24 protein-coding genes are annotated in these 26,889 nt (G+C 55.9%); 4 read left to right on the plus strand and 20 right to left on the minus strand.

The window, feature by feature from the left end:
- Positions 1–185 precede the first annotated feature (185 nt).
- Together WC612_00005 and lpxK are read left to right on the plus strand one after the other, a co-directional pair.
- On the plus strand, positions 186–1,448 hold the full coding sequence (locus WC612_00005; GenBank protein MFA6279162.1) for a 3-deoxy-D-manno-octulosonic acid transferase: 1,263 nt from the start codon (positions 186–188) through the stop codon (positions 1,446–1,448).
- Entirely contained in the window at positions 1,445–2,431 is a 987-nt protein-coding gene (lpxK, locus tag WC612_00010; protein MFA6279163.1) for a tetraacyldisaccharide 4'-kinase, read from the plus strand. Before WC612_00005 ends, lpxK begins: the two co-directional genes overlap by 4 nt.
- Here lpxK and phbB read toward each other — a convergent pair.
- The 5 genes from phbB to WC612_00035 form a co-directional block, all read right to left on the minus strand.
- Positions 2,428–3,171: an acetoacetyl-CoA reductase gene (phbB, locus tag WC612_00015; GenBank protein MFA6279164.1), complete on the minus strand. Its 744-nt coding sequence runs from the start codon at positions 3,169–3,171 to the stop codon at positions 2,428–2,430. The genes lpxK and phbB overlap by 4 nt on opposite strands.
- Positions 3,168–3,404, minus strand: a complete 237-nt coding sequence (locus tag WC612_00020) for a tautomerase family protein (protein ID MFA6279165.1) — start codon at positions 3,402–3,404, stop codon at positions 3,168–3,170. The genes phbB and WC612_00020 overlap by 4 nt, the downstream gene beginning before the upstream one ends.
- A gap of 172 nt (positions 3,405–3,576) precedes the next feature.
- Complete coding sequence (locus WC612_00025) at positions 3,577–4,749, minus strand: acetyl-CoA C-acetyltransferase (GenBank protein MFA6279166.1); 1,173 nt, start codon at positions 4,747–4,749, stop codon at positions 3,577–3,579.
- 150 nt (positions 4,750–4,899) lie between these two features.
- A complete protein-coding gene (locus WC612_00030; protein MFA6279167.1) occupies positions 4,900–6,612 on the minus strand; it encodes a stimulus-sensing domain-containing protein in 1,713 nt (570 codons plus the stop codon).
- Between the two features lie 8 nt (positions 6,613–6,620).
- On the minus strand, positions 6,621–7,328 hold the full coding sequence (locus WC612_00035; GenBank protein MFA6279168.1) for a response regulator transcription factor: 708 nt from the start codon (positions 7,326–7,328) through the stop codon (positions 6,621–6,623).
- Between the two features lie 262 nt (positions 7,329–7,590).
- Here WC612_00035 and guaB point away from each other — a divergent pair, with 262 nt between their 5' ends.
- The gene (guaB, locus tag WC612_00040; protein ID MFA6279169.1) at positions 7,591–9,057 is read left to right on the plus strand and encodes an IMP dehydrogenase; all 1,467 of its coding nucleotides are present in this window, start codon (positions 7,591–7,593) and stop codon (positions 9,055–9,057) included.
- A gap of 129 nt (positions 9,058–9,186) precedes the next feature.
- Positions 9,187–10,302, plus strand: coding sequence for a Gfo/Idh/MocA family oxidoreductase (locus WC612_00045; protein MFA6279170.1), 1,116 nt, complete (start codon positions 9,187–9,189; stop codon positions 10,300–10,302).
- Here WC612_00045 and WC612_00050 read toward each other — a convergent pair.
- The 15 genes from WC612_00050 to WC612_00120 form a co-directional block, all read right to left on the minus strand.
- The gene (locus tag WC612_00050) at positions 10,282–11,202 is read right to left on the minus strand and encodes a glycosyltransferase family 9 protein (protein MFA6279171.1); all 921 of its coding nucleotides are present in this window, start codon (positions 11,200–11,202) and stop codon (positions 10,282–10,284) included. The genes WC612_00045 and WC612_00050 overlap by 21 nt on opposite strands.
- Positions 11,199–12,350, minus strand: a complete 1,152-nt coding sequence (locus WC612_00055) for a glycosyltransferase family 4 protein (protein ID MFA6279172.1) — start codon at positions 12,348–12,350, stop codon at positions 11,199–11,201. Before WC612_00055 ends, WC612_00050 begins: the two co-directional genes overlap by 4 nt.
- The gene (gene lpxB, locus WC612_00060; protein ID MFA6279173.1) at positions 12,341–13,531 is read right to left on the minus strand and encodes a lipid-A-disaccharide synthase; all 1,191 of its coding nucleotides are present in this window, start codon (positions 13,529–13,531) and stop codon (positions 12,341–12,343) included. Before lpxB ends, WC612_00055 begins: the two co-directional genes overlap by 10 nt.
- Complete coding sequence (gene lpxI, locus WC612_00065) at positions 13,524–14,375, minus strand: UDP-2,3-diacylglucosamine diphosphatase LpxI (GenBank protein ID MFA6279174.1); 852 nt, start codon at positions 14,373–14,375, stop codon at positions 13,524–13,526. The genes lpxB and lpxI overlap by 8 nt, the downstream gene beginning before the upstream one ends.
- An 8-nt stretch (positions 14,376–14,383) precedes the next feature.
- The gene (lpxA, locus tag WC612_00070; protein ID MFA6279175.1) at positions 14,384–15,181 is read right to left on the minus strand and encodes an acyl-ACP--UDP-N-acetylglucosamine O-acyltransferase; all 798 of its coding nucleotides are present in this window, start codon (positions 15,179–15,181) and stop codon (positions 14,384–14,386) included.
- Positions 15,178–15,657, minus strand: coding sequence for a 3-hydroxyacyl-ACP dehydratase FabZ (fabZ, locus tag WC612_00075; GenBank protein MFA6279176.1), 480 nt, complete (start codon positions 15,655–15,657; stop codon positions 15,178–15,180). Before fabZ ends, lpxA begins: the two co-directional genes overlap by 4 nt.
- A 235-nt stretch (positions 15,658–15,892) precedes the next feature.
- Positions 15,893–16,768, minus strand: coding sequence for a transporter substrate-binding domain-containing protein (locus WC612_00080; protein MFA6279177.1), 876 nt, complete (start codon positions 16,766–16,768; stop codon positions 15,893–15,895).
- Between the two features lie 11 nt (positions 16,769–16,779).
- Positions 16,780–17,394 carry an OmpH family outer membrane protein gene (locus WC612_00085; GenBank protein MFA6279178.1) on the minus strand — a complete coding sequence of 205 codons (615 nt, stop codon included), beginning with the start codon at positions 17,392–17,394 and terminating at the stop codon, positions 16,780–16,782.
- The gene (bamA, locus tag WC612_00090) at positions 17,394–19,748 is read right to left on the minus strand and encodes an outer membrane protein assembly factor BamA (GenBank protein MFA6279179.1); all 2,355 of its coding nucleotides are present in this window, start codon (positions 19,746–19,748) and stop codon (positions 17,394–17,396) included. The genes WC612_00085 and bamA overlap by 1 nt, the downstream gene beginning before the upstream one ends.
- A gap of 6 nt (positions 19,749–19,754) precedes the next feature.
- Positions 19,755–20,903, minus strand: a complete 1,149-nt coding sequence (rseP, locus tag WC612_00095; protein ID MFA6279180.1) for an RIP metalloprotease RseP — start codon at positions 20,901–20,903, stop codon at positions 19,755–19,757.
- Between the two features lie 37 nt (positions 20,904–20,940).
- The gene (locus WC612_00100; protein ID MFA6279181.1) at positions 20,941–21,807 is read right to left on the minus strand and encodes a transporter substrate-binding domain-containing protein; all 867 of its coding nucleotides are present in this window, start codon (positions 21,805–21,807) and stop codon (positions 20,941–20,943) included.
- Between the two features lie 261 nt (positions 21,808–22,068).
- Entirely contained in the window at positions 22,069–23,235 is a 1,167-nt protein-coding gene (locus WC612_00105; protein ID MFA6279182.1) for a 1-deoxy-D-xylulose-5-phosphate reductoisomerase, read from the minus strand.
- Between the two features lie 15 nt (positions 23,236–23,250).
- The gene (locus WC612_00110) at positions 23,251–24,087 is read right to left on the minus strand and encodes a phosphatidate cytidylyltransferase (GenBank protein MFA6279183.1); all 837 of its coding nucleotides are present in this window, start codon (positions 24,085–24,087) and stop codon (positions 23,251–23,253) included.
- A gap of 246 nt (positions 24,088–24,333) precedes the next feature.
- Positions 24,334–25,347: an anthranilate phosphoribosyltransferase gene (trpD, locus tag WC612_00115; GenBank protein ID MFA6279184.1), complete on the minus strand. Its 1,014-nt coding sequence runs from the start codon at positions 25,345–25,347 to the stop codon at positions 24,334–24,336.
- Positions 25,344–26,666, minus strand: coding sequence for an RsmB/NOP family class I SAM-dependent RNA methyltransferase (locus tag WC612_00120; GenBank protein ID MFA6279185.1), 1,323 nt, complete (start codon positions 26,664–26,666; stop codon positions 25,344–25,346). The genes trpD and WC612_00120 overlap by 4 nt, the downstream gene beginning before the upstream one ends.
- Positions 26,667–26,889: the final 223 nt, after the last annotated feature.

The raw sequence follows: 26,889 nt of genomic DNA on the forward strand, positions 1-26,889 counted from the left end.
ACGGGATCCCCGCTTTCGCGGGGATGACGCTAAAGGGGAATATCGCTATAAAAACACCGTCATTCCCGCGAAAGCGGGAATCCCGTTTGTTTTTTCTCTACGAGTCACTTCATTCGCTTTTTGGTATTACTTTATACTCCACGCTCTTGATCCCTGCTCTCTGAACTCTGACCCCTGAACTCTGAATGCCCTTTTACCGCTTCCTCACCAACCTTTTTGCGCCGCTGATTACCCTCTACCTTCGCTTTCGCAAGGCCAAGGGGCGTGAGGATGCCTCACGGTTTCAAGAACGTCTTGGCCACGCCTCCATCCCCCGTCCCCACGGCAAACTTATCTGGTGTCATGCTGCCAGCGTAGGCGAAGCCATGTCAGTGTTGGCTCTTATCAAAGCCTTGCGTCAGCGCCACCCCAATTGGTCTATCCTTTTAACGACAGGGACAACAACATCGGCCAGCCTTGTCGCAGCGCGCTTGCCTGATGGTGTTTTCCATCAATTTGTGCCTGTTGATCGTTGGCCTTATGTGAAGCGTTTTTTGGGCCATTGGAAGCCTGATCTGGCGCTGTGGGTCGAGTCCGAGCTGTGGCCCAACATGCTGGCCGCGCTGAAAGAACGGCACGTCCCTGCTATTCTTCTGAATGGTCGCATGTCCGAAAAGTCCTATCGCCGCTGGCGCATGATTGGCGGAACCAAGGAAATGCTGAGCGTTTTTTCTCTCGGCCTTGCCCAAACGGGGGCTGAGCGCAGCCGCTTTGCGGCGCTGGGTCTTCAAGACACGCGCGTGATAGGCAACCTGAAATTCGCCGCCGAACCTTTGCCCTGCGATGAAAAAGAACTGGAACAGCTTCGCGCCGCCATAGGCGGGCGACCCGTTTGGCTTATGGCCTCAACCCACGCGGGCGAAGAAGAAATTGCGCTTCGCGTTCACGCCCATCTTCATAAAGCCTTTCCCGACATTCTGACAATTATCGTGCCACGCCACCCCCAACGGGGGAATGAAATTGCCAGCTTGATCGAGAAAAAGAGCCTCACCTTTGCCCACCGCGCCAAGGGCGAGCCGATCACGCCAGAGGTCGCCCTCTACCTTGCTGACACGATGGGCGAGCTTGGTCTCTTCTATCGCCTTTGCCCCGTATGCTGCCTTGCTGGCTCCTTCACATGGGGGGGACATAATCCGGTGGAGCCTGCCCTGCTTGGCTGCGCTACGCTGCTGGGGCCGCGCATGGACAACTTTGCGATCATGGCCGACGATATGCTCGCGGCAGGCGCGGCGCAGCAAGTCTTGGACGAAAACGAGCTGGGCGATGCGCTTTCCCACCTATTCAAAAACCCCGTATCTATCGAAACGCTGGCTTCCGCCGGACACACATGGGCCCAAGACAAGCAAACTATCCTGAATGAGACGCTGGCCGTGTTGGATCCTTTCTTCACGTCACGAGCCGCCCCATGAAAACCCCTGCTTTTTGGTATCGTCAAAAAGGGTTTTGTGCGCGGATGCTTGCGCCGTTGGGACAACTTTATAGGGCAGCAACGCTGATCCGACGCGGCATCATCACGCCTTATGCCGCATCCGTTCCCATCCTGTGCATCGGCAATATCGTAGCGGGCGGCGCGGGCAAAACACCTACAGCGCTGGCTCTAGCCACAATGTTGATCAAGGACGGACAGAAACCCGTCTTCGTCTCGCGCGGATACGGCGGCAACGAAAAAGGCCCCTTGCGCGTCGATTTAAACAAACACACCGCAACCGAAGTCGGCGATGAAGCGCTGCTGCTGGCCAGCAAAGCGCCCTGTTGGATCGCCCGCGAAAGGCCTACCGCCATCCGCGAGGCAGAAAAGGAAGCGACCGTCATCATCCTTGACGATGGCCTACAAAACCCCAAGGTTGCGGCGGAGATGGCTCTGCTTGTCATCGATGGCGAGGCTGGTCTTGGCAACCAGTGCCTGATCCCAGCAGGCCCCTTGCGCGAGACAATGAACGACGCTCTCCCGCGCATCGATGCCATCGTGATGATTGGCGAGGATTGCCACGGCTGCGCCCAAAACCTTGGCAAGCCAGTCCTACAGGCCTCGCTTAAACCCGCCCTTAGACCCGATTTTCTGGCCAAACCGAACGTGCTGGCCTTTGCGGGTATTGGACGGCCTTCCAAGTTTTATGAATCGTGCCGCAAGGCAGGCCTTAACGTCGTCCTGACACAGGATTTTCCCGATCATTACCGTTTCAGTGAAGAGGATTTGGCGCGATTAACGCAACGGGCGCAAGAAAAAGACCTTCGCCTTATTACCACAACCAAAGATTTCGTGCGTGTGCCAATGGCCTTCCGGCCCCATGTCGCCGTTTTGTCTGTTGACCTTGTTTTTGCCGAGCCAGACAAAGTTAAGGAGCGGGTTTTGACACCGCTCCTTAACAAAAGAAAAACAGACGTTTCTTAAGCCAGATACTGGCCGCCGTTGATATTGAACGTAGCGCCTGTCGTGAAGCCGTTTTGCTCATCCGCCAAGAAGGCGACAAGCCGTGCGATGCCCTGCACGTTGCCCAATTTCTTGACCGGAATTTTTGCCACGATCTTTTCCAAAATCTCTGGCGCAATTGCTTTCACCATGTCGGTTTCGATATAGCCCGGTGCGATCACGTTGACGGTCACGCCCTTAGCCGCGACTTCCAAAGCCAGCGACTTTGAAAAACCGATGATGCCCGCCTTCGCTGCAGAATAATTCGTCTGCCCCATCGCGCCCGCAAGGCCGTTGATCGAGCTGATCGAAATAATGCGACCAAAGCCGCGTTCACGCATGCCTTCCACCACAAGGCGGGACATGTTGAAAACGGAATCAAGATTGGTAGAGAGGACTTCGCGCCATTGCTGCTGCGTCATCTTATGTAAGAAGGAATCGCGCGTGATACCCGCGTTGTTGACCAAAATATCGACGGGGCCAAGCTTCTTTTCGATCAAAGCAAGACCGGCGGCGCAAGCGTCATAGTCACCGACATCAAACTTATAAACGGCATCAATGCCCGAATTTTCCTTAAACGCTTCAGCGGCCTTATCATTGCCCATATAGGTCGCTGCGACCTTATAGCCAAAAGAATGCATGGTTGCGCTAATCGCCGCACCGATGCCGCGCGTGCCACCTGTTACAACAACAACCCGTGCTTTTTCAACTTTTCTTGTCATGTTCTTTTCCTCGATGATTGAGTAGGTTTTTTGATTTTTTTCTTAGCCTTGGCCTTGTCACCCCACAAAACGCCTGCCACAGCGTATTGATCGTCCTTCATCTCGTTAACGACAACGCACACGCTGTCGGGAGAAACATCCAGCGCTGTGGCAATCGCCTCCGTCACCGCATACACCATACGGCGTTTAGCAGCGACGGGACGCTTGATAATATCAATATGAACGATGGGCATATTCTGTGACCCTCCCTCTTCCTTTTAAGTAACCTGACAAACGCTCTCGCTGCGGCTAAGGATTAGGTGTTTTTTTCGAGAACCGCAGCGCAAACGTACAGTGAGTACGTGCGCAGCGGATCGCAGAAAACGGCACGGAAGCCAACGCCGCAGTAGAAAGAGCGTGGGCAGGTTACCGCTCGATGCACATGGCAATACCCATACCGCCGCCGATGCACAGCGTGACCAGACCTTTTTTAGCCTCGCGCTTTTGCATTTCGTGGATCAACGTGACCAGAACGCGCGCGCCCGAAGCACCGATAGGATGACCCAAAGCAATTGCGCCGCCATTGACGTTGACCTTCGCCACATCCCAGCCCATTTCCTTGTTCACGGCAATCGCCTGCGCGGCAAAAGCTTCGTTGGCTTCAACCAGATCGAGATCGCCTACGCTCCAGCCCGCCTTTTTCAACGCCAGCTGGCTCGACGGGATCGGCCCCGTGCCCATAAGCGCCGGATCAACGCCAGCGGTCGCCCATGAGGCAATGCGTGCGAGAGGGGTCAGGCCACGCTTAGCGGCTTCTTCCTCGGTCATCAAAACAAACGCGGCTGCGCCATCATTGATCCCCGATGAATTACCCGCCGTCACCGTGCCGTCCTTTTTAAACGCAGGCTTTAACTTCGCCATGCCTTCGACGCTTGCGCCAAAGCGGGGGTATTCATCCTGAACAACCGTAATGTCGCCCTTTTTATTGGGGATGATCACGGGAACGATTTCGTCCTTAAACTTGCCCGCGTTAATCGCGGCTTCAGCCTTCAATTGCGATTCCACGGCGAAGATGTCTTGCATCTCACGCGTGATGCCAAATTTCTCGGCCACGTTTTCGGCGGTGATGCCCATATGGCAGTTATTGAAGATGTCCGAAAGGCCATCCTTGATCATCGTATCAATCATCGCGCCATCACCCATGCGGATGCCATTGCGCAGATAGATCGCGTGTTGCGACAGGCTCATATTTTCCATGCCACCCGCCACGATAACCGAAGCATCGCCCGCCTTAATCGCCATCGCGCCATTGGCCACGGCGCGTAGGCCCGAGCCGCAAATCTGGTTGACACCATAGGCTGTCTTTTCGGCAGGAATGCCACCAGCCATCGCCGCCTGACGCGCAGGGCCCATGCCCAGACCCGCCGACAAAACATTGCCCATAACGACTTCATCAACATCCGTCGCCTGTACCTTGGCGCGGATAAGGGCTTCCTTAATCACCTCACCGCCCAACTGAACGGCTGGACGAGACGCCAAAGCGCCGTTGAAAGAACCAATGGCGGTGCGCGTGGCGCTAACAATCACAATGTTTGTCATGGATAGAAGGCTCCTTTGAAGAGGTCGGGGGATGAACTTGTTCTAAGAAATCGCGGTAACCATAGGGCTAAACGTTAAGCAAGGCAAGAAAATATCAATCAAACCACATGCTTATGTCACGATTGTATGTTGCGGCGCAGCAAGCGGTCTTTAAGAACTCGCCAGCCTTACGATGAAACGAGCCCCGATCACATGGCCCTGCGCATCAAGGCGGTTTTCAGCCCAAATACGGCCATGATGCGCCTCGACAATCTGCTTGGAGATACTCAGACCTAGGCCAGAATGCGTGCCAAATTTCTCGGCCTTCGGGCGCTCACTGTAAAAGCGGTCAAAGATGGCCTCTCGCTTGTTTTCAGGAATGCCACCGCCCTCGTCCTCAACGATCAGATCGATAAAGCCGCCTTTGACAGGCGCGAGCCTCACAACGACCTTACTTTCTGGCGGCGAAAAAGACAGCGCATTGACAATCAGGTTTTGCATCACCTGAACAAGCCTTGGCTCAATACCCTCGACTTTAAGGGATGCATTTTGAGGCACATCCGCCACCACAAAAGCGACCGTGTGGCCTGCCTTTTCATCATCGGCATAAAGGGCCACCAACGCACGAACCAATCGCGCAAGATCAACGGTGGCGACCTCATCGCGTGTTAGCTCAGCATCCAAACGCGAGGCGCGCGAAATATCCGAAATCAACCGATCTAACCGATCCACATCGTCGTGGATCACCTGCATCAGTTTTTTCTGCCGGTCGGGATCGCTTACCTTGCCTGCCGTTTCGACCGCGCTTCGCAAAGACGTCAGCGGGTTTTTGATCTCGTGCGCGACATCGGCGGCAAAATTTTCAATCGCGCTAATACGCTTGGCCAAAGCTGAGGTCATGTCGCGCAACGCCACGGACAAGTCGCCTATTTCATCCCGCCGCGCACTGAAATCAGGGATCGCATTGTGATCAAGAAGCCGCGCCGTGCCGGAAAGGCCCACCATCTCCGTCTGCCCATGGCGCACGCTTTCTGCTGCTTTGGCGAGCAGCTTAAGCGGCCTTGCGATCGCCCGCGCAAGGTAGATCGACAAAAGTACCGTAATGAGCAGCGTGACGCCGAATATCTTGAGTATATCGATGCGGACTTCATGAATCGCCGCGCTGATTTTCGTATCGGAACGCGTCAGGATGACCATGCCGAGTACTTGCTTATAACGCTGAACGGGTGACGCTGCCGAAAGCAACAGCCCCCCTTCTGGCAGACGCCAGACCTCCGTCGAGACAACCCCGTCACGCGCCCTTTTGACGATATCGTATTGGTCGCCTTGTTGCAGCTCTTCTTCAGGATAAAGGGGATAATCGGCCTTGGTCGCCAAACGATCCATCAGGTCAAAAAAGCCCATCACTCGGTCACCAAGCCAATGCCCCGTGGAAGGAGGCAAGCGCCGCGCCATCACCTTGCCCGCCGGATCAAGAAGGATCTGGCTATCGGCCAAAAGCGTGTCATCCACGTCGTAAAGCCGCGTATGCGTTGCGCTGGCCTCCACCAAACGCCGGATCATCAGCCGCGCCAAAAGGGGCGAGAGGATATTGCGCTCGTCGCGGTCCAGAACGACCGCACCTTCGGCAATCGCGCTGGCGGACATCCGCGCCTGCATCCTAAGGCCGTCCAACTCCGTCGCGATCAAACGATCCTGATAGCGCCCCAGATACAACAAGCTGCCGACCAGAATGGCCAGCGCCATCACATTAACGGCCAGAATCCGCAGCATGAGCGGCGAAAGACACGGCGGCGTCCGCTTGCTCCAAAAGCGCGGTGGCCAAGGACAAGCCTGCGCGTCAAGCGAACGATGAAAAAAGGAATGGAACGCGCAAAAAGGCATCAGAAAGCTCAATCTTCCTTGTAGCGGTAACCGACGCCATAAAGCGTCTCGATCTGCTCAAAAGTTTCATCGACCACGCGAAACTTTTTGCGAAGGCGTTTAATGTGGCTATCAATCGTGCGGTCATCAACATAGATGGACTCGCCGTACGCGGCATCCATCAGCTGATCGCGGCTTTTGACATGCCCGACGCGCTGCGCCAAAGCCTTGACCAGCAAGAACTCTGTTACCGTCAAATCGACGGGCTTGCCTTTCCATGTGCATTGATGGCGCGAGCCATCCAAGACAAGCTCGCCGCGCGTAATCATCTGCGCTGCATCGTCAGCCGGCGGGTTAAGGCGCAACTGCTCACGCCGCAGGATCGCGCGAACGCGCTCTAACAAAAGGCGCTGAGAAAAAGGCTTGGTGATATAATCGTCCGCACCCATGGACAGCCCCATAATCTCATCCACCTCTTCGTCTTTTGAGGTCAGGAAGATAACAGGCATCGCTTGCGTCAACGGCTGCTGGCGCAAACGCGAGAGAAGCTCCATCCCCGTCAGGCGAGGCATCTTGATATCCAACACGGCCATGTCGGCGGGCCGTTGGCTAAGACCGCGCAAGGCTTCCTCGGCATCCGAATAGGTACGCACCTGATAACCCTCAGCCTCAAGGGCCATGCTCACGGACGTCAGGATGTTGCGGTCGTCATCGACAAGAACAATGGTCTGGGACAAGGGCTTCTCCATAGGGGTCAGGGTTCAGGATTCAGGGATCAGGGGGATAGCCCCTCTACCCGTCACATCATATTACCTTTCAAACTATGGCACAATTTGGAAGATATTGCGGCTTTTATCAAGCCTATTGGCCACTGAACACCATTTTCCCTGACCCCTGATCTCTAAGCCCTGATCCCCGAAGCCTTTTCCCTTGCCCCTTCTCTGCCCTCATGTTAAACGTCTTCGCCATCATTCTAAATGCTAACCTTAAGGGGCAAAGATGGCCAATTTCCAAGAAGCTTTGACATTTGACGACGTTCTGCTCATTCCGGCGGCCTCTAACGTCTTGCCCTCGGACGTTTCCGTCGCCACCCGCTTTTCCCGCAATGTCAGCCTTGGAATCCCCCTTGTTTCCGCCGCCATGGACACCGTGACTGAAAGCAGCCTTGCTATCGCGCTGGCACAGGCGGGCGGTATCGGCGTCATCCATCGCAACATGTCCCCCGCGCAGCAAGCCGAGGAAGTCCGCAAGGTCAAGCGCTTTGAATCGGGCATGGTCATGAACCCCATTACCATCGCGCCCGATGCGCCGCTGGCCGCCGCGCTCAAGCTCATGGCCGATTATCGCATTTCCGGCATTCCGGTGGTGGAGCAACCCTCTGGCAAGCTGGTCGGCATCCTGACCAATCGCGACGTGCGCTTTGCCACCAACCTGCAGCAGCCCGTGGCCGAGCTAATGACCAAGGATAATCTGATCACCATCGGAATGGGCGTGAACAAGGAAGAGAGCAAACGTCTTCTCCACCAAAACCGCATTGAAAAGCTGATTGTCGTGGACGAGGCCTATCGCTGCGTCGGCCTGTTAACCGTCAAGGACATCGAAAAGGCGCAACTTCACCCCCATTCCTGCAAAGACGGTCAAGGCCGCCTACGCGCCGCCGCCGCCATCGGAACGGGCGCGGATTCCATCCAGCGCGTTGAGGCCTTAGTGGACGCAGGCGTCGATGTGATCGTCGTCGATACCGCACATGGCCATTCGGCAGGCGTTCTGGCCGTCGTAAAAAGAATTCGCGCCCATACCTCTGGCGTGGATATCGTTGCGGGCAACATCGCCACGGCATCCGCCGCGCAGGCGCTTATTGATGCTGGCGCGGACGGAGTCAAAGTGGGCATCGGCCCCGGCTCTATCTGCACCACGCGCATCGTCGCGGGCGTAGGCGTGCCGCAACTCACCGCCGTGATGAACGCGGCCTCGGTCTGCCGCAAACAAGGCATTCCCGTCATCGCGGATGGGGGCATCAAATTCTCGGGCGAGATTGCCAAGGCCATCGCGGCGGGAGCCGATTGCGTCATGCTTGGCTCCCTGTTTGCCGGAACCGATGAAGTGCCGGGCGAGGTGATCCTCTATCAAGGGCGCTCGTATAAAGGCTATCGCGGCATGGGCAGCCTTGGCGCGATGGTGGAAGGCTCAGCCGACCGCTATTTCCAAAAAGCCGACACCGGCAACCTCAACAAGCTGGTTCCCGAAGGCATCGAAGGCCGCGTCCCCTATAAAGGCCCTGTGTCGGGCGTGATCCACCAGCTGATCGGCGGCCTTCGTGCCGCGATGGGCTATACGGGCTGCGGCACGATTGCCGATATGCAGACCAAGGCCGAGTTCGTCCGCATCACGGGTGCGGGCTTGCGTGAAAGCCACGTCCATGACGTGACCATCACCGCCGAAGCCCCCAATTACAGGGCGGAATAAGGCTTTTTACCCAACGAAAGTATTAACCTTCAGCCAACCCCACTACCAAACGGGGCGCTTTTGCGCTATGTTCCGACACGCTTGAAATGCGCTTTCTTATTCTAACGCTTTATTTAAACGACGCATAAAATGAAAAAACTAAACGTCCTTCTTCTTGGTTGGGGCAAGATGGGCAGCGTTGAGGGCAAAGCCATCCTCTCCTTGCGCCAAGAAATGGAAAAAGAGAATCGGGAGCTCAACCTTGTCGTTGTCGAGCGCATGAACGACAGGCTGGAAGACGCCAAGCGTTTTGTGCAGTCTGGATTCCCATCCTACACACAGGCGCTCGATTCCATGACAGCCACCAACACCTCGCCAGAAATCATCGTCATGGCCTTTAACGATGTGGAGCATTTTCCCGCGTTCAAAAACCTTCTTGAAACAACCCCCTCGATCAAAGCTGTTTTTTCGGAAAAACCTTTGGCCGCAACACAAGAACAGGCGGAGTGCCTTTATCCATTTATGCATGATAAATTTGTAACCCTTGATACCATTATTAACTTCAGTCCCGTCTTTGACGCCTTACGTCAATATCTTCCCAACGATATGGCGCTCACACACTTTGATTGTTTCTGGCGCAAAGACCGCACAAAGGACACGCGCCCTTCGACCGGTATTGTCTCTGATATTATCCACCCCCTTGGCATCGTGTCGGAAATGTTTAAACAAGGCGCCATAACGCTGATGGCTGGCACAGGCTATCAGGGCTATTTGAGCGATGGGGCCAAAGATGTCGTGTACGAAATCGACACGCGTTGGATGACGGACAAGAAAATCCCCGTAACCTTGCAAACAAGCTATGCTTACCCCAAGCAACAGCGCGAAGTTATCGCCTACTACAAAAGTGCCGCAGGAGAAACTTGCATCGCTGACCTTCAATTCGACGTAGCGCGCACAACGGATCGCCTTGTCTTCTCGCACTATGCCTCAAACGGAAAGCAACTTTCTCAAACCACCTACACCAGTGAGCCGGACGATGTCCAAACGGGTTATCAGGGCATGGTGGGCGACAGGGTTTCTGCCTTTATCGGCTGGAGCTTCCGCGCTTATTTGAAACCCGATGACCAACTGGCGGCGCATAAAATATCCAATTTAGAATCATCAAGGCTGCTTCAAAACACCATCGAGCAAATCCGCGCACCAAACGCCCCCATGGTGATCACCCAGCGTCCCGCGTTAAGCGTATTAACGCCGCGTCAGGCCTAGGCTCTCTATCACCGCCTCAACGCTCAAGGCCGCGAGCGGCTTGCCTTGCAGCCATGTCGTATGCGCGCCGCGAGGCGATGACCAGTAAGGATCGACCTGATCCGACATCAGAGCCACCGTCCGTGCCCCCACCACCGCCGCCAGATGCGTTGGCCCCGTATCGTTGCCCACAACGCACTCTGCGCCCCGCGCCAGCGTTGCCAACTGCGCCAACGTCGTCTGTCCGCTTAAATCCATAACCTCTGGCGCAAGGGCACGAATGGCAGCGATACTTTGCGCGTCAGCTTTTGTGCCAACAGCAATCGACACAATCCCTTTTTCCGCCAGCTTTTGTGCCAACGCAGCGAACGATTCCGGCGGCCAGCGCTTATACAAACGATCGGGGGCGCACCCCGCAATCAACAGCACGTATTTTTCTGGAATCGCAACGCCCTTCATCGGGGCAGCCAGCCATGACAGATCGGGAGGCTGAACCTCTTTAATCCCCGCCGCCTCCAGCTGCGCGGCCAGAAAATCCGTATAGTGCGTCTTGGGCGCGGGTGGCCACGGGCGCGGGAAGCGGCAGCCCTTGACCGCGCCAGACCATTCGGGCTTTCCCAAAGCATGAAACAAAATTGATTGCCTCGGCTTGCCCTGAAAATCGTAAACGCGTGTCGGCGCAAAGGCACGAACCAGCCTCAACAACTTGATCCATTTCAGAGGCTGCCAAACCTTGGGCCTAGGATCAAGCAGCACGAGATCAAACCACGGCATCGAAAGGCCAAAAGCCGCAAAAGGCGGCGCGGTCAAAAGCGCAATCTCAGCCTCAGGATGCGCGGCACGGATAGCGGCAAACGCGCCCATGCACAAAACCAGATCGCCCAAAGCCCCAAGCTTGATGACTAGAATTCGTTCTTTCATGGCCGTGCCTTTTCCGCCGCCACCTCATCATACACCGCCAGCGTTTTGGCGATCATCAACGCATCCGTGAAGTGTGCAGCAACGTGGGCGCGGCCAGTCTTGCCCATCGCGGCAGTGGCCTCTGGCGTCATCGCCAACGCCTTGGCCATCGCGCTTGCCCACGCAGGGGCATCGTCCGGTGCGACCAGCCAGCCTGTCTTCCCCACCACAATCGTGTTCTTCATCCCGCCAAGGTCGCTGGCAATCACGGGCACGCCAGCGGCCATCGCCTCCACCGGCACGCGGCCAAAGCCTTCGGGAACCTTGGACGGTTGTAGGGCAAGCCGCGCAAGGGCATAAGCCGCCGCCATATCCTTGCACGCGCCGACAAGCCTCACAACGTCATCCAACTCTTCCTCTTGGATCAAGGAGCGAAGGCGCTGCGTATAGCCCTCCCTCCCCTGATCGTCGCCTACCAACAAAACAGGTGGCGAAACCTGTCCCTGCTTCCTTAAAAGGGCAACAGCGCGAATGACCGTTTCATGCCCCTTGATAGATGAAAGCCGCGCAGGCAAAAGGATGGCTTTTTCCTCTGGCTTCATCCCCCATGCCTCTCGCAAGGCCTCGACACGCCCCTGCTCTATCGCCAAAGGATCAAAAGCCTTCACATCCACGCCGCGATCAACCAGACGTAGGCGATCCTTGCCCACGCCGTAATGCTCGCTGACATGCGCCGCGATAAAAGGCGAAATCGCGATCACGCGATCCGCCGCCGCCATCACGCTGTTGTACGCGCGTTTAACGGCACTAGAAAACTTGTACGCCGCATGAAACGTCGTCACAAAAGGACACCCCGTCAGGCGGCAGGCGATCTTGGCGCTCCACGCGGGGGCACGGGACCGCGCATGAACAATGTCCACGCCCTCGCGGCGGATCAGCTCGGCCAGCCAAAACGCGTTGCGAATAATCCGCGCCGGATTCTTGGTCGCCACGTCGCGCTTGATAAAAACCGCGCCAGCCTCCTCCGCCGTTTTTTCGCGCCAGCCGCCTGTGGACACGATGATGGCACGATCACCGCGTTTGACTAGCGCGGCGGCCATATCGACGCAGGCTTGCTCCGCCCCGCCAGAGCCAAGCGCCGGAATAATTTGCAAAACGGTTAGGGGCATGATGGCTCCTTTTCCGGAAAGGCGACGCGCCAGACCGTCTCAGCCGCTTTATTGGAAGGCGTGAACGCCCCGCGCCCCAGCCACGCGCCAATAGATGTCAAATCCGCCTTTGCCGCCGCATGACGCTTAGAATCCCCCATCACTTCCACAAGCGCGGCAGCAAGATTTTCGGGCGTGCATTGCTCCTGCAAGAACTCCGGCATCACGGCGCGATCTTGCATAATGTTCACAAGCGTCGCAAACCGCGCCTTGATAAAGGGGCGATAAAGAGCCGCCGTCAGCCGCCCAATCTTATACGCGATCACGGTCGGCAACGCCGCTAAGGCCAGCTCAACCGACACCGTACCGGAACACGCCAGCGCAGCGCGGCAGGCCGCATAGGCATCGTATTTAGCCTCATCACCGCGCACCAGATGAACGGGCACAGACCACGCCTTCGTTTCCTTTTCGATCAAGGGCGCAACGGCCTCCACCACCGGCAAAGCAATTTCCAGCTTGGGAAAACGCTCGCGCAGCTGGCGCACCGTCTCGCGGAACGTGGGGAGCAAACGGCTCACCTCACCCATGCGACTTCCGGGCAGCACGCATAAAAGCGGCGTATCCGGCGCGATGGCAAAGGCCTCGCGAAACCGCGCCCCGTCGCCGCGCCCCGCACCGCTTTCCACCAAAGGATGACCGACGAACGTGCAAGGCAGCCCTTCTTTGGTAAAATACGGAGGCTCAAACGGCAAAAGCGCGAGCAGATGATCCAAAAATTGTGCGATTTTCTTCGCCCGCCCTGCCCGCCATGCCCACACCGTCGGCGCAACATAGTGGATCAACGGGATACCCTGTCCCTTCAGCGCCTTGGCGACGCGAAAGGAAAAATCGGGCGAGTCAATGGTGATCAGCGCGGCGGGACGCGCCGCCTTCACGGCCTCTTTCGTTTCACGTAAACGCCGCAACAACAGCGGCAGATGACGGACCAGCTCGAACAAGCCCATGTGCGCCAAATCCGCTTGAGGGAACAACAGATCGATCCCCTCAGCCTCCATACGAGGCCCGCCGACGCCCGCAAAACGCACGCGACCGCCCGTTTTCTTTTTAAGACCGCGCATCAAATCCGCGCCCAGATAATCGCCCGACGCTTCCCCCGCGACAAGGAAGAAAAGCGGGGCCTCATTTGTTCCAGCCTCAGCCATTCTCCGCACCGTTTAACGGCAATCCTACGATAAAGACGCCCAGCATGTCGGCGGCCTCAATCGTTTTTTCGCGCTCAAGGATCAGGCTGCGACCTGCCTCCACCGCGATTCCGGCAAGGCCTGCCGCGTGAACATGGCGCACCGTATCGATGCCGATGGTCGGCAGATCAAAGCGATTGTCCTGCTGCGGCTTGGCAATCTTGACCAAGACGCCGCCGCCGCCATCGCGCCGAACGCCAAGCGAGCGTTCGATCAGCGCATCCGTGCCCTCGACAGCCTCGACGCCCAGAATGATCCCCTGTTGCACGATCACGGCCTGCCCCACGTCAAGACGACCCAATGTGCTGGCAATCTCAACCGCACGACGGATATCCTCTTGCGCCAGCTCATCAGGCACAACGGTGGTAAGCGTCCCTTCGGGCGCGAGCAAATCGGCGAACACATCCGCCACGCCAACAAGGCGAACGCCGCATTCGTCCTCAAGAGCCTTGCCCACGCCGCGCAAAAGCCCGTCGTCACCCAAAGCGTTCATGCCAATTTTTGTCAGGATTTTCAGCGTCAGCCAATCGGGCTTCAGCTCAGCCACCGAGGGGCGACGCACGCGCCCTAGCATAATGATATCCTCAATCTTCTCTCGCTCGCACAGCTCTTTCAGCCGCGCAAACGCACCCAAAGGCAAGACTTCATGAGGCACGCCCGCGCCCGCCAGATCAGGCTCCGCATGACCTTCAAGGCATACGACAAAGAAGGGCCGATCCAACGCCTGACACGCGGCAATCAGCTGGCGCGGCGCGGCCCCGCCGCCCGCTAAAATGCCAAGTTTTGGGGCGTTGGTCACGGCCATACCCTCCCCTACTCTTCGTGTTCCGGCTGGCACAGCGCCCGCGAGGTACGCGCACGGATAAAGTCAACCATACCGTCCACAAGCGAACGGCTGCCGTAATGCTCGGCCACATCCTCAAGCCTTTCGGCCATCGTGCCTTCCTTGGAAAAGAGCATGCGATACGCACTACGCAGCGCATGAATATCCTCACGCGAAAAGCCGCGACGCTCAAGGCCCACGATGTTCAGCCCCGCCAGATAGGCGCGGTCGCCCTTCACCATGCCGTAAGGGATCACGTCGCTTTCCACGCCCGACATCCCGCCGATCATGGCATGAGTGCCAATCCGCACGAACTGATGCACGGCGGAAAGGCCGCCGATCACGGCAAAATCACCGACATGCACATGGCCCGCCAACGTCGCATTGTTGGCCATCACAACGTTGTTACCCACATCGCAATCATGCGCGACATGAACGCCAACCATAAAGAGTCCATTGTCACCAACCTTGGTGAGCATGCCACCGCCTTCGGTGCCGGGATTCATCGTCACATATTCGCGGATCTGGTTATTCGCGCCAATCTCTAGCGTCGAAAGCTCACCATGATATTTCAAATCCTGTGGACGCTGCCCGATGGAGGCAAAAGGATAGATAACCGTCCCCGCTCCAATCGTCGTGCGACCGTCCACCACAACATGCGCGACAAGCTTGACCTTATCGCCCAAAACAACATCTGCGCCGATAACGCAATAGGGCCCAATGTCCACGCCTTCGCCCAGCTGAGCCGCAGGATCGATCAGTGCCGTAGGATGAATGATTTGGGTCATACTGTTGCCGTCCTGCCCTCATCGGGGACAAGCATCGCGGTAAACGTGGCCTCGGCCACAAGGCCACCGTCCACAAACGCCTCGCCACGGAATTTCCAGACCGTGCCACGGTTACGTTCTTTCTTCACCTTGATATGCAATTGGTCACCGGGTAAAACAGGCTTGCGGAAACGGGCGTCCTCAACGCTCATGAAATACACGACATGCGTGCCGGCATCCACGCCTTCGATGGAATCCACCACCAGCGTCGCGGCGGTCTGCGCCATCGCCTCAATGATCAACACACCGGGCATAATGGGATGGCCCGGAAAGTGCCCCTGAAAAAACGGCTCGTTCACCGAGACGTTCTTAACCCCCGTGCAGCTTTCGCCATGCACGATATCAATGACCTTCTCAATCATCAAAAAGGGATACCGATGCGGAATCCTTTTCATGATCCCGTTGACATCGATTGAATTGGTTTTAGGCTCGGCCATCTTATTCTCCGTTTAGATTATAAAGGGTCTCTGATCGTTTTTTTGTTCCGTCATCTGTGTCTTTTCTCTTGTCATCCCCGCGAAGGCGGGGATCCAGCTGCGCCGCGTCTGCGGCGCGGCATAAGACTCAAAAAAACGTTACAACAGCGCTTGTTTTTCTTTTTTTACTCATACGCTCGCTATCGCTCGCCGCTGGATCCCCGCCTTCGCGGGGATGACGGAATCATTTTGCCCCCTACTCCACGCGCCGCCAAGGTTGCGTTGGAAGATAATAGAAATCCTTATCCTTTTCGCTCTTGATAAACAAGCGTTCGATAAAGCCCGTGCTGTGCAACGACTGGATCGTGGTATTCAACAAAGCCTTTAGCTTTTCCTCGCCCACTCCAACATCAAGGCCAACTGCCTGCATCCGTATAGAGGGAGCATCCACGCGCTTTAGTTTCCCCGGATTCATCGTCAAAAAAGGCTCAGCCGTCGAAGGTTCGGTAAAAGCCACATCCGCCTTGCCCATTTCAACCTGAAGCAAGACTTGAGAGACATCCGTCATATTTGGCAAGGATACAGCTTGGGATTTCGGAAAATCTTCGTTCCTGACTGTCTGCGACAACTCTCCCTCTAAAAAGGCAACTTTAATCAAAGGATCGTTGATAGCCTTTAAATTATGATCAAAGCGCGTGTCATCAGCGCGGACATAGGCAAAATAAGGAGCCATCATCACAGGTTGCGTAAACTCCGTTTCTCGCGCACGATTAGGCGTCATAGTAAACGGCACACATACAGCATCATATCGATTGCTTTTGAGACCCTCAAACGCATTGGCCATACCAACTTCTTCCGTCCAGTCGATCTTAAGGCTTAATCGGCGGCCAATTTCTTCAACAAGATCATAATAAAAACCTGAGAGCTTTCCCGTGTTAACGTCTTTTTCAAAGAACTTTGGATAGAAAAAATACCCGCACCGAAGTGTTCCCGTACGCATCACGCGATCATACGCGGACTCCTTGGCAGCCGCGATATGCCCCGCGCCACCGCTTAGCCCCGTGTATTTACCGACTGCAAGCGTCGTCACCACAGAAAGCGCGACAATCAAAACAACGTGTGAAAGTTTCATAGGGGTAGCTCCTACTTCTTCTTGGTTGCCTTCGGCACGGGTGGGCGCTTAAGCGCAACAGGTTTCTCGTTTTCCATCCCCGCCTCATCCGGCGCAATGGTGACGGCCACATGCGGTAAGACCTTATCCAGCCGCGTCAGAACCTCGTCCGTGATGTCGATAGCGGAATCGTTCCAAATCACCTGCTGCTTGACAATCGCCAGCGTGATGCCCTTTTCTTTCGACACCTGCGAGACAATATCGATCAAGTTTTTCCGCACCACGTTCATGGAGTCCGTAAGCGCTTGATCCAGCGCCTTGCGCCGCGCCTGCACCTGACGCTCAACGGTCAAAAAGCGCTGCTGCAGCTTTTGCTCTTGCTCGTCATAGGCTTCGGTCTTGCCTGCCTCACCCGTTTTGGCCAACTTTTGCTCGGCCTCGCGCAAATCCGCTTCTTCCGCCGCAATCTCGGTCTGGAACTTGGAACGCTGAGTTTCCAGTTGCTGCTGCACGCTTTTGGCCGAGCTGGCCGCCTGAAGCAACCGCTGCACATCGACAATCGCGATGCCGCCTGCGGCCTGCGAAGGGGCTATAGGCAAAACCCCCAGCAGCATAAACGCCAACAGGAAAAGGCGCAGTGGGTTCATCAGAACCTCGTACCGAAGCTAAAGTGGATATGCTCAACCTTGTCGTACGATTCTTTCAAGACAGGCTGGGCATAGTCAAGCCGAACGAGGCCAAAGGGCGACTGCCATGAAACGCCAACGCCGACACTGCCACGAAGACTCTGATCCGACATAAACAATTCGGTGGGAAGTGGCGTTTCGTCATTCTTGCCCAACAAGCCGCCATCCACGAACAGATGCCCCTTAAAGCCAAGATCCTCTGGCATAAAGGTCGGGAACGTCATCTCTAGCGAGCCGCTGGCAAAGCTGTTGCCGCCCAAAGCGTCGTTCGCGCCTGACGTCAAATCGCGAGAGCCAATGCCCGCATAAGCAAACCCGCGCAGCGTATCGCCGCCAAGGAAGAAGCGATCATTGATATGCACATCCTGCCCAAAGCCCTCGATCACACCGACTTCCGCCGTTGCGCCAAAAACAATTTTCTCAAACGGCGAATAATACTGCGCGCTAGTCAAACGAGCGCGGAAATATTTCCGGTCGCCGCCAGCACCCGCCAAATCGGTTTTCAGCTTGGTCATAAAGCCTTCCGTAGGCTCCAGCTTGCTGTCACGCGCGTCATAGGTCAGCTCTTGTGACACCATTGAGGTCATGCTTTCCCCAACCTGATCGCGTATGAAACGCGATGCCGTCGAAGACACATCGCTAATCTCGTCAGTGCGCAAGGTATAGCTCAACATTTGGCGCAGCCGTTCGGACAGGGGATAGCCCATGCGCAAACTAAAGCCCGTATTGACTTCGTTATAGGCGCTTTGCTTCTGTTGATCGCTGCGCACATGGAAAATATCGATGCCCGCTGATAGATCGCGATCAAGGAAGTATGGCTCTGTAAAACTGAAATCAAACTGTTTGGTCACACCTGAAATGGTCGCGCCCAAACGAGCGTCCTGTCCCTTGCCAAGGAAGTTGCGCTCGCGGATGCTGAAATCGCCCAAAGGCCCATCGGTCGAGGAAAAGCCCGCGCCCATCGAAATCTCGCCCGTCGATTTTTCCTTAACCTCGACCTTGATATCCGAACGATCGGGTTGAGCGCCTGCCGCCGGCGTGACCTTAACATCCTCAAAAAAGCCCAGATCTTTAATCTTTTGCTCGGATCGCTTAATCTTCGACGTGCTGAACGGATCGCCTTCGGCCACCTGCATTTCACGGCGTACAACTTTATCCAGCGTGCGCGTGTTGCCTTCTATATTGATGCGGCCAATGTAAACGCGCTCACCCGGCTTGATATGATAGGTCAGGTTGACGACCTTCTCATCGGTCTTCTTATCCGGCTCAGGCGCAATATCGACAAAGGCGTATTGTTTGTCGCCCAGCACCGCCGTCAGCTTAGCAATGGTCTTTTCCGCCAGATCAGCGTTGTACCAATCGCCTTCTTTCGTCAGCACATCCTCACGCAAGGTTTCGCCGTCCAGCCCCTTAATATCGCTTTTGATCAAAATCTTGCCAAACTTGTAGCGAGGGCCTTCATCCACCGTAAAGGTCAGGAAGAAGTCAGCGCGGTCGGGGGTCATCTCGGCCACCGCCGACACGACGCGGAAATCAACATAGCCTTCATTCAAATAAAACCGGCGCAAAAGCTCGCGATCATAATTAGTGCGGTCGGGATCATAAAAATCGGAGGACGAAAAGAACTTCCACCACGCGCTTTCCTGCGTGTTGATCGCGCCACGCAACTTGCTTTCGTCATAATGATCGTTGCCGACAAACTTGATGCGGCGAACGCCCGTATGCTTGCCCTCGGCAATTTCAAAGATCACATCGACGCGGTTTTGATCCAGCTTGACAATTTTGGGGTCAACCGTCGCGGCAAAGCGGCCTTGGCGACGATACAGCTCCAGCAAACGCGCGACGTCCTTTTGCACTTTCGGCAAGGTATAGACTAAACGCGGCTGAAGCTGGACTTCCTTTTCCAAATCCTCTTTCGAGATCGCATCACTGCCCTCAAACGAGATCCTGTTTACGATGGGGTTTTCGACAAGGTGAAGAACCAACGCCTCGCCATCCATCGTCAGCGCCACATCGGCAAAAAGGCCTGTGGCGTATAAAGCCTTTAACGAGGCATCCATCTTTTCTTCATCGGCGCGGTCGCCTACGGCCAGCGTCAAATAAGATGACACCGTTTCCTTTTCAAGGCGCTGCGCACCTTCGATCCGAATTTCACTAATGATCGGCGCGGACATATCCTCGGCCGTCTGCTCGACCGCCATGATCGGCGCAGCGGCAACGCTTTGCGCCCGCGTCACAGTCGGAAAGGCCAGCAGCCCTACAACCGAAAGAGCTGAAAGAACTGTTGTGCTAAGAAGGCGAGGTTTGTTTTGCATGACCACTCAAGAAATCAAATCGCGAAGATAGGACACGACGCGCAAATGAACCAGATCATTCCACGTCGCAAAAAGCATCAGACTAAGCACAAGACCCGCGCCAAGGCGCGCACCGTACTCTTGCACCCGATCGCTAAGCGGACGGCCCCTTAGCGCCTCGATACCATAGAACATCAGATGCCCCCCATCAAGCAAGGGGATCGGGAAGAGGTTAATAAGCCCCAAATTGACCGAGATCACAACGATAAACCAAAAAAGCGCGAAAATGCCGTCTTTGGCGACTTTTCCCGACATTTCAGCGATGCGTAAGGGCCCTCCCAGCTCCTCGGCACCACGCACGCCGATGATCATTTGGCCAACACCTTGAAGGGTTCCGGCGGTAATGTTCCAGATTTCAACGCCTGATTCCCGAATCGCGGCGATAGGCCCCAGCTTGCGAAACGCATTTTCCGTTGAAACAATACCAAGGCGACCTTGTTTATGTTCCATGCCCAACCGGTCAATGGTGGTCAAAACCTCTGGCGTGGCGGTCACGTCCATCGTCTTGCCATCACGCTCAAAAACGATGCGCATCGGCGTACCAGCATTCAAAGAAACCGTACGGCGAATATCTTCAAAGCTGTTCATGGCGCTGCCATCGATGGACAAGACCTTGTCTTTGGGCAAAAGCCCCGCCGTTGCCGCCACGCTACCTTCGACCACACTGGCCACCGTTGTCGCGGTATAGGGCTGACCGTTCACCAAGAACAGCCCCGCCAAAACCACCACGGCAAAAAGATAATTCGAAGCCGGCCCCGCCGCTACAATCGCAAAGCGCTTGCGCACAGGCTGCGAGAAAAACGCGATCTTCTTGTCAACATCCGTCATCTGCGCAGCTCCCTCCGAAGTGCCAAAGCTGGAAGGATCAGCGTCACCAAACATTTTCACATAGCCGCCCAAAGGCAACCACGCCACACGCCAGTGCGTGCCGCGCTTATCGTTCCATCCGAAAATCTCAGGGCCAAAGCCAATCGAGAATGTTTCGATCTTCACGCCGCACCGCCGCGCCACCCAAAAGTGGCCGAACTCATGCACGAACACAACAACGCTAAGAACGATCAAAAAAGGAATGATCGTGTGCGCTGCCGAAAGAGCCGCCGCTAACATAGTATCCATCGTTTTCTTTCCTTTAAAGCCTTAGGTTTTGTCTTGATCACTTATTACGAAACAACAAGGCTGGGGTGCGAACATAACGCGGGTCATCCTTAACAAACTTGTTAAGAATAGTTTTGATCAAACCGCTGCTGTTAATTTCACCAATTGCATTGTCGACAACATTCTTTAAACGCTCGTCTCCCAAGGGAAGCATAAACGCGCCATTACAAAAACGAACAGGCTCGTCAAGGGAACGGGTCTTGCCTTCAGGATTTTTTTCATTGAAAGCATCTATCGTCGTCTGTCCAGAAAAGGCAACGTCAATTTTATTAAACTTGAGCATTTGAAGAAACTCGCCATCATCAGAAAGATTATTGGCATAAACTTTTTGGGCAAGAGGGAACTGCTCATTAGCAATAAACTCGAAAATATGACCATTCTTAACCCCAATTCTTACGCTCGGGTCATTCATGCTTTTTAAACTTGCATCAAAACGATGATCCCCCTCACGAACCGTGGCCAAAACAGGGATATGTAGAAAAGGTGTCGAAAAGGTTGCAACGCGTGCTCGCTTAGGGTCAATGCAAACACTGCCGCACAGCATATCATATCGATTAGTAATTAGACCCTGTTCAGCAAGGCCCCAATCTGTTTCTTCCACCCAATCAACTTTAAGACCAATTTTGTCAGCCACGGCATTCGTGATCTCGTACCCAACCCCGTAATGTTTTTTCGTGGTGGGATCCGTCATAAACCACGGCGTAGCGGTGGCATATCCGCACCGCAATGTATTCGTCCGCGTGACTCGATCAAAAGCCGTTTCCCCAGCAGTTGCGGTCCGCTCGGCGTGCGTGGTGTACTTCCCAACGGCAAAGGCCGTTACGGCAGAAAGCGCAACGATCAAAACAATTTGTGAAAGCTTCATAAGTGAACATCCTTTGTTCAAGTTGATTTCCGTATTTTCATTAACGTCTATTAATCAGAACATAAGTAGTATCACAATAAGACGATCCATCCAACCGTCATACCGGCGAAAGCCGGTATCCAGCGCCGCGTGTCCACGCGGCACAAGAGTCAAGACTCACACGGCTCGCGGACGCTCGCCGCTGGATCCCGCTTTTCAGCGGGATGACGCTAAAGGAGAGAGTGGCGCTCTCCAAACAACATCACCGTCCCTCCCCCCCCCTTACTTCCCTCCAGCATCCACGCATTCCCCCGCAAACCTGCGCGCGGCGTCATCGGCTTGCGCCAAAACGTCCAAATCCGTCAGGGCCGCCGCGCCGACATGGGCCAGCGTTTCTTCGATAATCACGGCAATATCCAAAAAGCCGATCTTCCCATCAAGGAACGCCTGCACCGCAACCTCATTCGCCGCGTTCAACACGGCTGGGGCGGTTCCACCCATCGCCATCGCCTCACGCCCAAGCCGGAGCGTCGGGAACTTGACAGGGTCAGGTGCTTCGAACGTCAGCTGGCCAATCTTCTCCAAATCCAGCTTGGCGGCAGGCGTCTCCATCCGGTCGGGCCATGCAAGGCAATAGCCGATAGGAATCCGCATATCGGGCGTGCCCAGCTGCGCGAGGGTCGAGCCGTCCTTATATGCGACCATCGAATGAATGACGGACTGCGGATGCACCAGCACCTCAATCTTCTCGGATGGCATCTGAAACAGAAAGGCCGCCTCAATCACTTCCAGCGCCTTGTTCATCAGCGAGGCGCTGTCGATGGAAATCTTCGCGCCCATGTTCCACACGGGATGCTTGCCCGCTTGTTCGGGCGTAACAACCGCCATTTGCTCACGCGTGAACGTGCGAAAAGGCCCGCCCGACGCCGTGATAATCAGGTGAGAGATTCCCTCACGGTGCTGTTCATCAAAAACCTGATAAATCGCGTTATGTTCGCTATCTACGGGCAAAAGCGTGCAGTTGTGCTTGGCCACCAAATCCATCATAAGGGGGCCCGCGCAAACCAGCGTTTCCTTATTCGCAAAGGCCAGCTTCGCGCCGCGCTTGGCCGCCGCGATGGTAGACGGCAAACCCGCCGCGCCGACAATCGCCGCCATAACCCAATCGCTATCCATCTGGGCCGCCGCCGTCACGGCATCCGCGCCCGCCGCAACCTCAACCTTTAAATCGGCCACGGCCTCTTTCATCTCGCCGTACTGGGACTCATCCGCGATGACGATCAGCTCCGGCTTTAGCGCATGCGCTTGCTCGGCCAGCCTTTTGACGTTGCGGTGCGCCGTCAGCGCGACGACCTGATACTTCTCTGGCTCACGGGCAATCAAATCAATCGTCTGCGTGCCCACCGATCCCGTTGATCCTAAAATCGCGACGCGTCTTTTCTCAACCATAACAAACTCTCTCCCTTAATCACCAAAACTGAACGCCGCCAAAGCCATCGCCGCGAACAACAAACCATCGATACGATCCAACAGGCCGCCATGGCCGGGGATCAGCGTACCGCTATCCTTCGCGCCAGCGCGCCTTTTAGCCCATGACTCAAAGAAATCCCCCGCCTGCGCGATAACCGCCAAAGCAGGGGCAAGCAAGATCCCGCTAAGGGTCGGATGGAACCCGAATCCCCTTTCGCAAGCGTAGCCCAAAACGGTGGCCAAAGCCATGCCACCGATAAGGCCCGCCCATGTCTTCTTGGGACTGATTTGCGGCAAAAGTTTGGGGCCGCCGATAAGCCTTCCGGCAAGATAGCCGCCAATATCCGTCCCCCACACAACAACCAGCAAATAGACAACGGAAGCAAGGCCATAGGAGTCATCGTTCCGCAAGAGGATGAGAGACAATCCGCTAAGCGCCAGATAAGGAATGCCCAAGGCAACCCAAAGGGCATTCCCTGTCAGGCGCGGCGTAAGCGCCCCCTGCTCCCCATCATAGAAGGCCAGAACAACAGCCACGCCAATCGACAAAGCGGCAGCCAACCCTGCATCGACAAGACCCGCCACAAGGAACACGAACGCCAGCGCGGCAAAGGCCACCACCCTACCCCGTAAGGTAAAGCGCGGCGCGGTCAGCCCCAGCCACTCCCAAAAGCTGATGGCCATGGCCGCCAAAACCACAAGGGCAAAAACCCATCCGCCAAGCCAAACAGCGCCCAGCGCAAGTGGCGCCATCACCAGCGCGGACAAAACGCGCGTCCGCAAATTGGCGTTTAAAAAACCAGAATGATTGTCAGAAAAATTCACTGTCATCGTTCGCTCCCTTTCACTTCCGAAATGTTATAGCGCTCACCTCTTCCGTCATCGCCACGCTTTTTTCTTCTTTTCTTTCTTCTGTCATCCCCGCAAAAGCGGGGATCCCGTTTTCTTTTTAAAAAGAAGAAAACAAACTGGATCCCGCATCTTCGCGTCTGGCGCCTTCGCGCCATCCGCTGTGCGGGATGACGCGAAGGGAAAAATGTTAAGCAACATCCTACTCTGAACTCTGAACTCTGCCCCCTACCCCCCGCTTGTCATCCGCACCAGCTGCGCGAGCTTATCCTTCGCCGAGCCAGAATCAATAGACGCAGCGGCAAGCACCACGCCCGTTTGAATGTCCTTGGCCTTTTCCGCAATCACCAAAGCTGCACCAGCGTTCATCAGGACAATGTCGCGGTACGCCCCCGTCTCGCCCGCCAGCAAACGATGGATCGCGGCGGCATTGGCCTTCGCGTCGCCGCCTTGAATCTCGCTAAGGCTAGCCAGCGGCACGCCCGCCTCACGCGGCGAAAGATCAAAATCGCGAAGAGTGCCCCCTTCCAAAGCCGTCACATGGGTCAGTCCCGTGATTGATATTTCATCCAGCCCATCCGCGCCATGCGTGATCCATGCCGTCTCACTGCCCATCGCCGCCAAAGTCTGCGCCATCGGCTGGCTCCATGCCTGATTAAACACGCCGATCAAATGGCGTCGCACCTGCGCTGGATTGGTCAAAGGCCCCAGCAGGTTGAAAATCGTACGCACGCCCAGCTTGCGCCGAACCGGCGCGACGTAACTCATCGCCGGATGATGGCGCGGCGCATAAAGAAAGACGAGGCCGATATCATGAACGGCCCTCTCCAAAACCTCCCACGGCGGATCAAGCGTAACGCCCAGCTCGCCAAGGACATCGGATGAGCCGGACTGGCTGCTGGCGGCGCGGTTGCCATGCTTGGCCACCACCACGCCCGCCCCCGCGACAACGAGCGCTGCAGCGGTTGAGACGTTCAGCGTCCCATGCCCATCGCCCCCCGTCCCCACAATGTCGATTGCGCCTTCTGGCGCATCCAGCGCCTTCATATGCGCGCACATAGAAGCCACCGCGCCGTGAAGTTCCGAAACGGCCTCGCCCTTGCTGCGCAAAGCGACCAGCAAGGCGGCGATATCGCTTTCCGCCACCTCGCCAGAAAAAATCTGGTCAAAAACCGCCCGCGCTTCCTCAGCAGGCAAGTCTTGGCCTAAGGTAATTTGACCAAGGGCGGTGGCAAGGGTCATTCCCCCTCTTCCTTCTTTTCCTCAACCTTCCGCTGCATCACGGCGGCGAAGAAACCGTCCGTTTTATGCTGAGCGGGCGTCAAGGATAGGCAATCACCCGTGTCGGGCAGGTTGGGCAATTCCGCGCCGCATTCCCGCACAGGCACAAGCGTAAAGTCGGGATGATTGTCCAAAAACTTTTCGATCTGCTTTTCGTTTTCCTCTGGCAACAACGAACACGTCGCATAGACCAGCCGCCCGCCGCCTTTGACAAGGCGCGAGGCGCTTTCAAGAATGCTGGCCTGCAACGGAACCAACGCCTCCAGCCCAGGGCCCAGCGATTTCCACCGCGCATCAGGGTTGCGCCGCCATGTTCCGCACCCGCTGCACGGCGCATCGACCAGCACGCGATCAAACGCGGCCTTATGACGCTTAACCCACGGATCGCGCTCACTGGTCAAAGGGTGCGTTTCGATATTATGAAGGCCTGCGCGACGGAATCGCTCCCCGCTACGTTTCAGGCGATTGGCCAGCACATCGCACGCGATAATCCGCCCCTTGTTTTGCATCCCTACCGAAATCGCGAGAGTCTTGCCGCCCGCGCCCGCACAGAAATCCACAACGCGCTCGCCCGCCTTAGCATCAACCAAAAGCGCGACAAGCTGCGAGCCTTCGTCTTGAATTTCAAGCGAGCCGTCCTTAAGCATCGTAATTTGCCCCAGCGCAGGGCGATTATGCACGCGCAGGCCCACGGGCGAATAAGGCGTCGCCTCCACATCCAAATCAAGATGGCGCAAATGCGCGATGGCTTTCTCACGCGTCGTCTTCAGCGGATTGACGCGCAGATCCAAAGGCGCAGGACGCAGCAAAACCTCTAGCTCCGTCATCAACGTTTTACCAAAGCGGGTCGTCAGCCCCTCTGCCGCCCAAGCGGGACACTCGCCCACAACAGTCTGCGGCATGGAAGGATGCAGCAGCGTATGCCCCTTAAGGTCGGCGATCAGTTTCTTTTCATTCTGTAAAAGCGTCGAGGGCGCGTATTTCGATCCATCGCACAAACGATCAATCTCGCTTGCGGTTTTTTTCTCATGCAGCTTGAGATAAACCAAAAAGCGGGCGCGGGCGGTTTGCGGATGGCCCAGATAATCTAGCCACCAATTAAGCCGCGCCTGATGGCGCAAAATGTCATAAGTCAGCTTTGCTATTTCGCCGCGATCGCTAGAGCCAATATAGCGCCGCGCACGAAAATAGCCGCTCACCAACGAGTCGGCGGGGCGCGGCGTTTCATCGATAGTTATCAAAATCTCACAAACGGCGGCAAGGCGAGCGGCGGGGGTCATGCTTTATCTTCCTTTGTTTCCTGCTTTATATTTCTAAGGCAGCACATAACCGCCCCTACACCTTCCTCAACGACTTGGCTTTCTCGTGCTTTTCTTACTTCCGCCATTCCCGCGCTTTTCTCACCCTTCCGTCATTCCCGCGAAAGCGGGAATCCCGTTTGTTTTAAATGTCTATCCGTTAGCGCCATGGTTGCTTGTTACTCTTTGCAAAAAAAAAAGGAAA

The organism is Bdellovibrionales bacterium, assembly GCA_041662785.1.
Taxonomy (GTDB): domain Bacteria; phylum Pseudomonadota; class Alphaproteobacteria; order UBA9219; family UBA9219; genus UBA8914.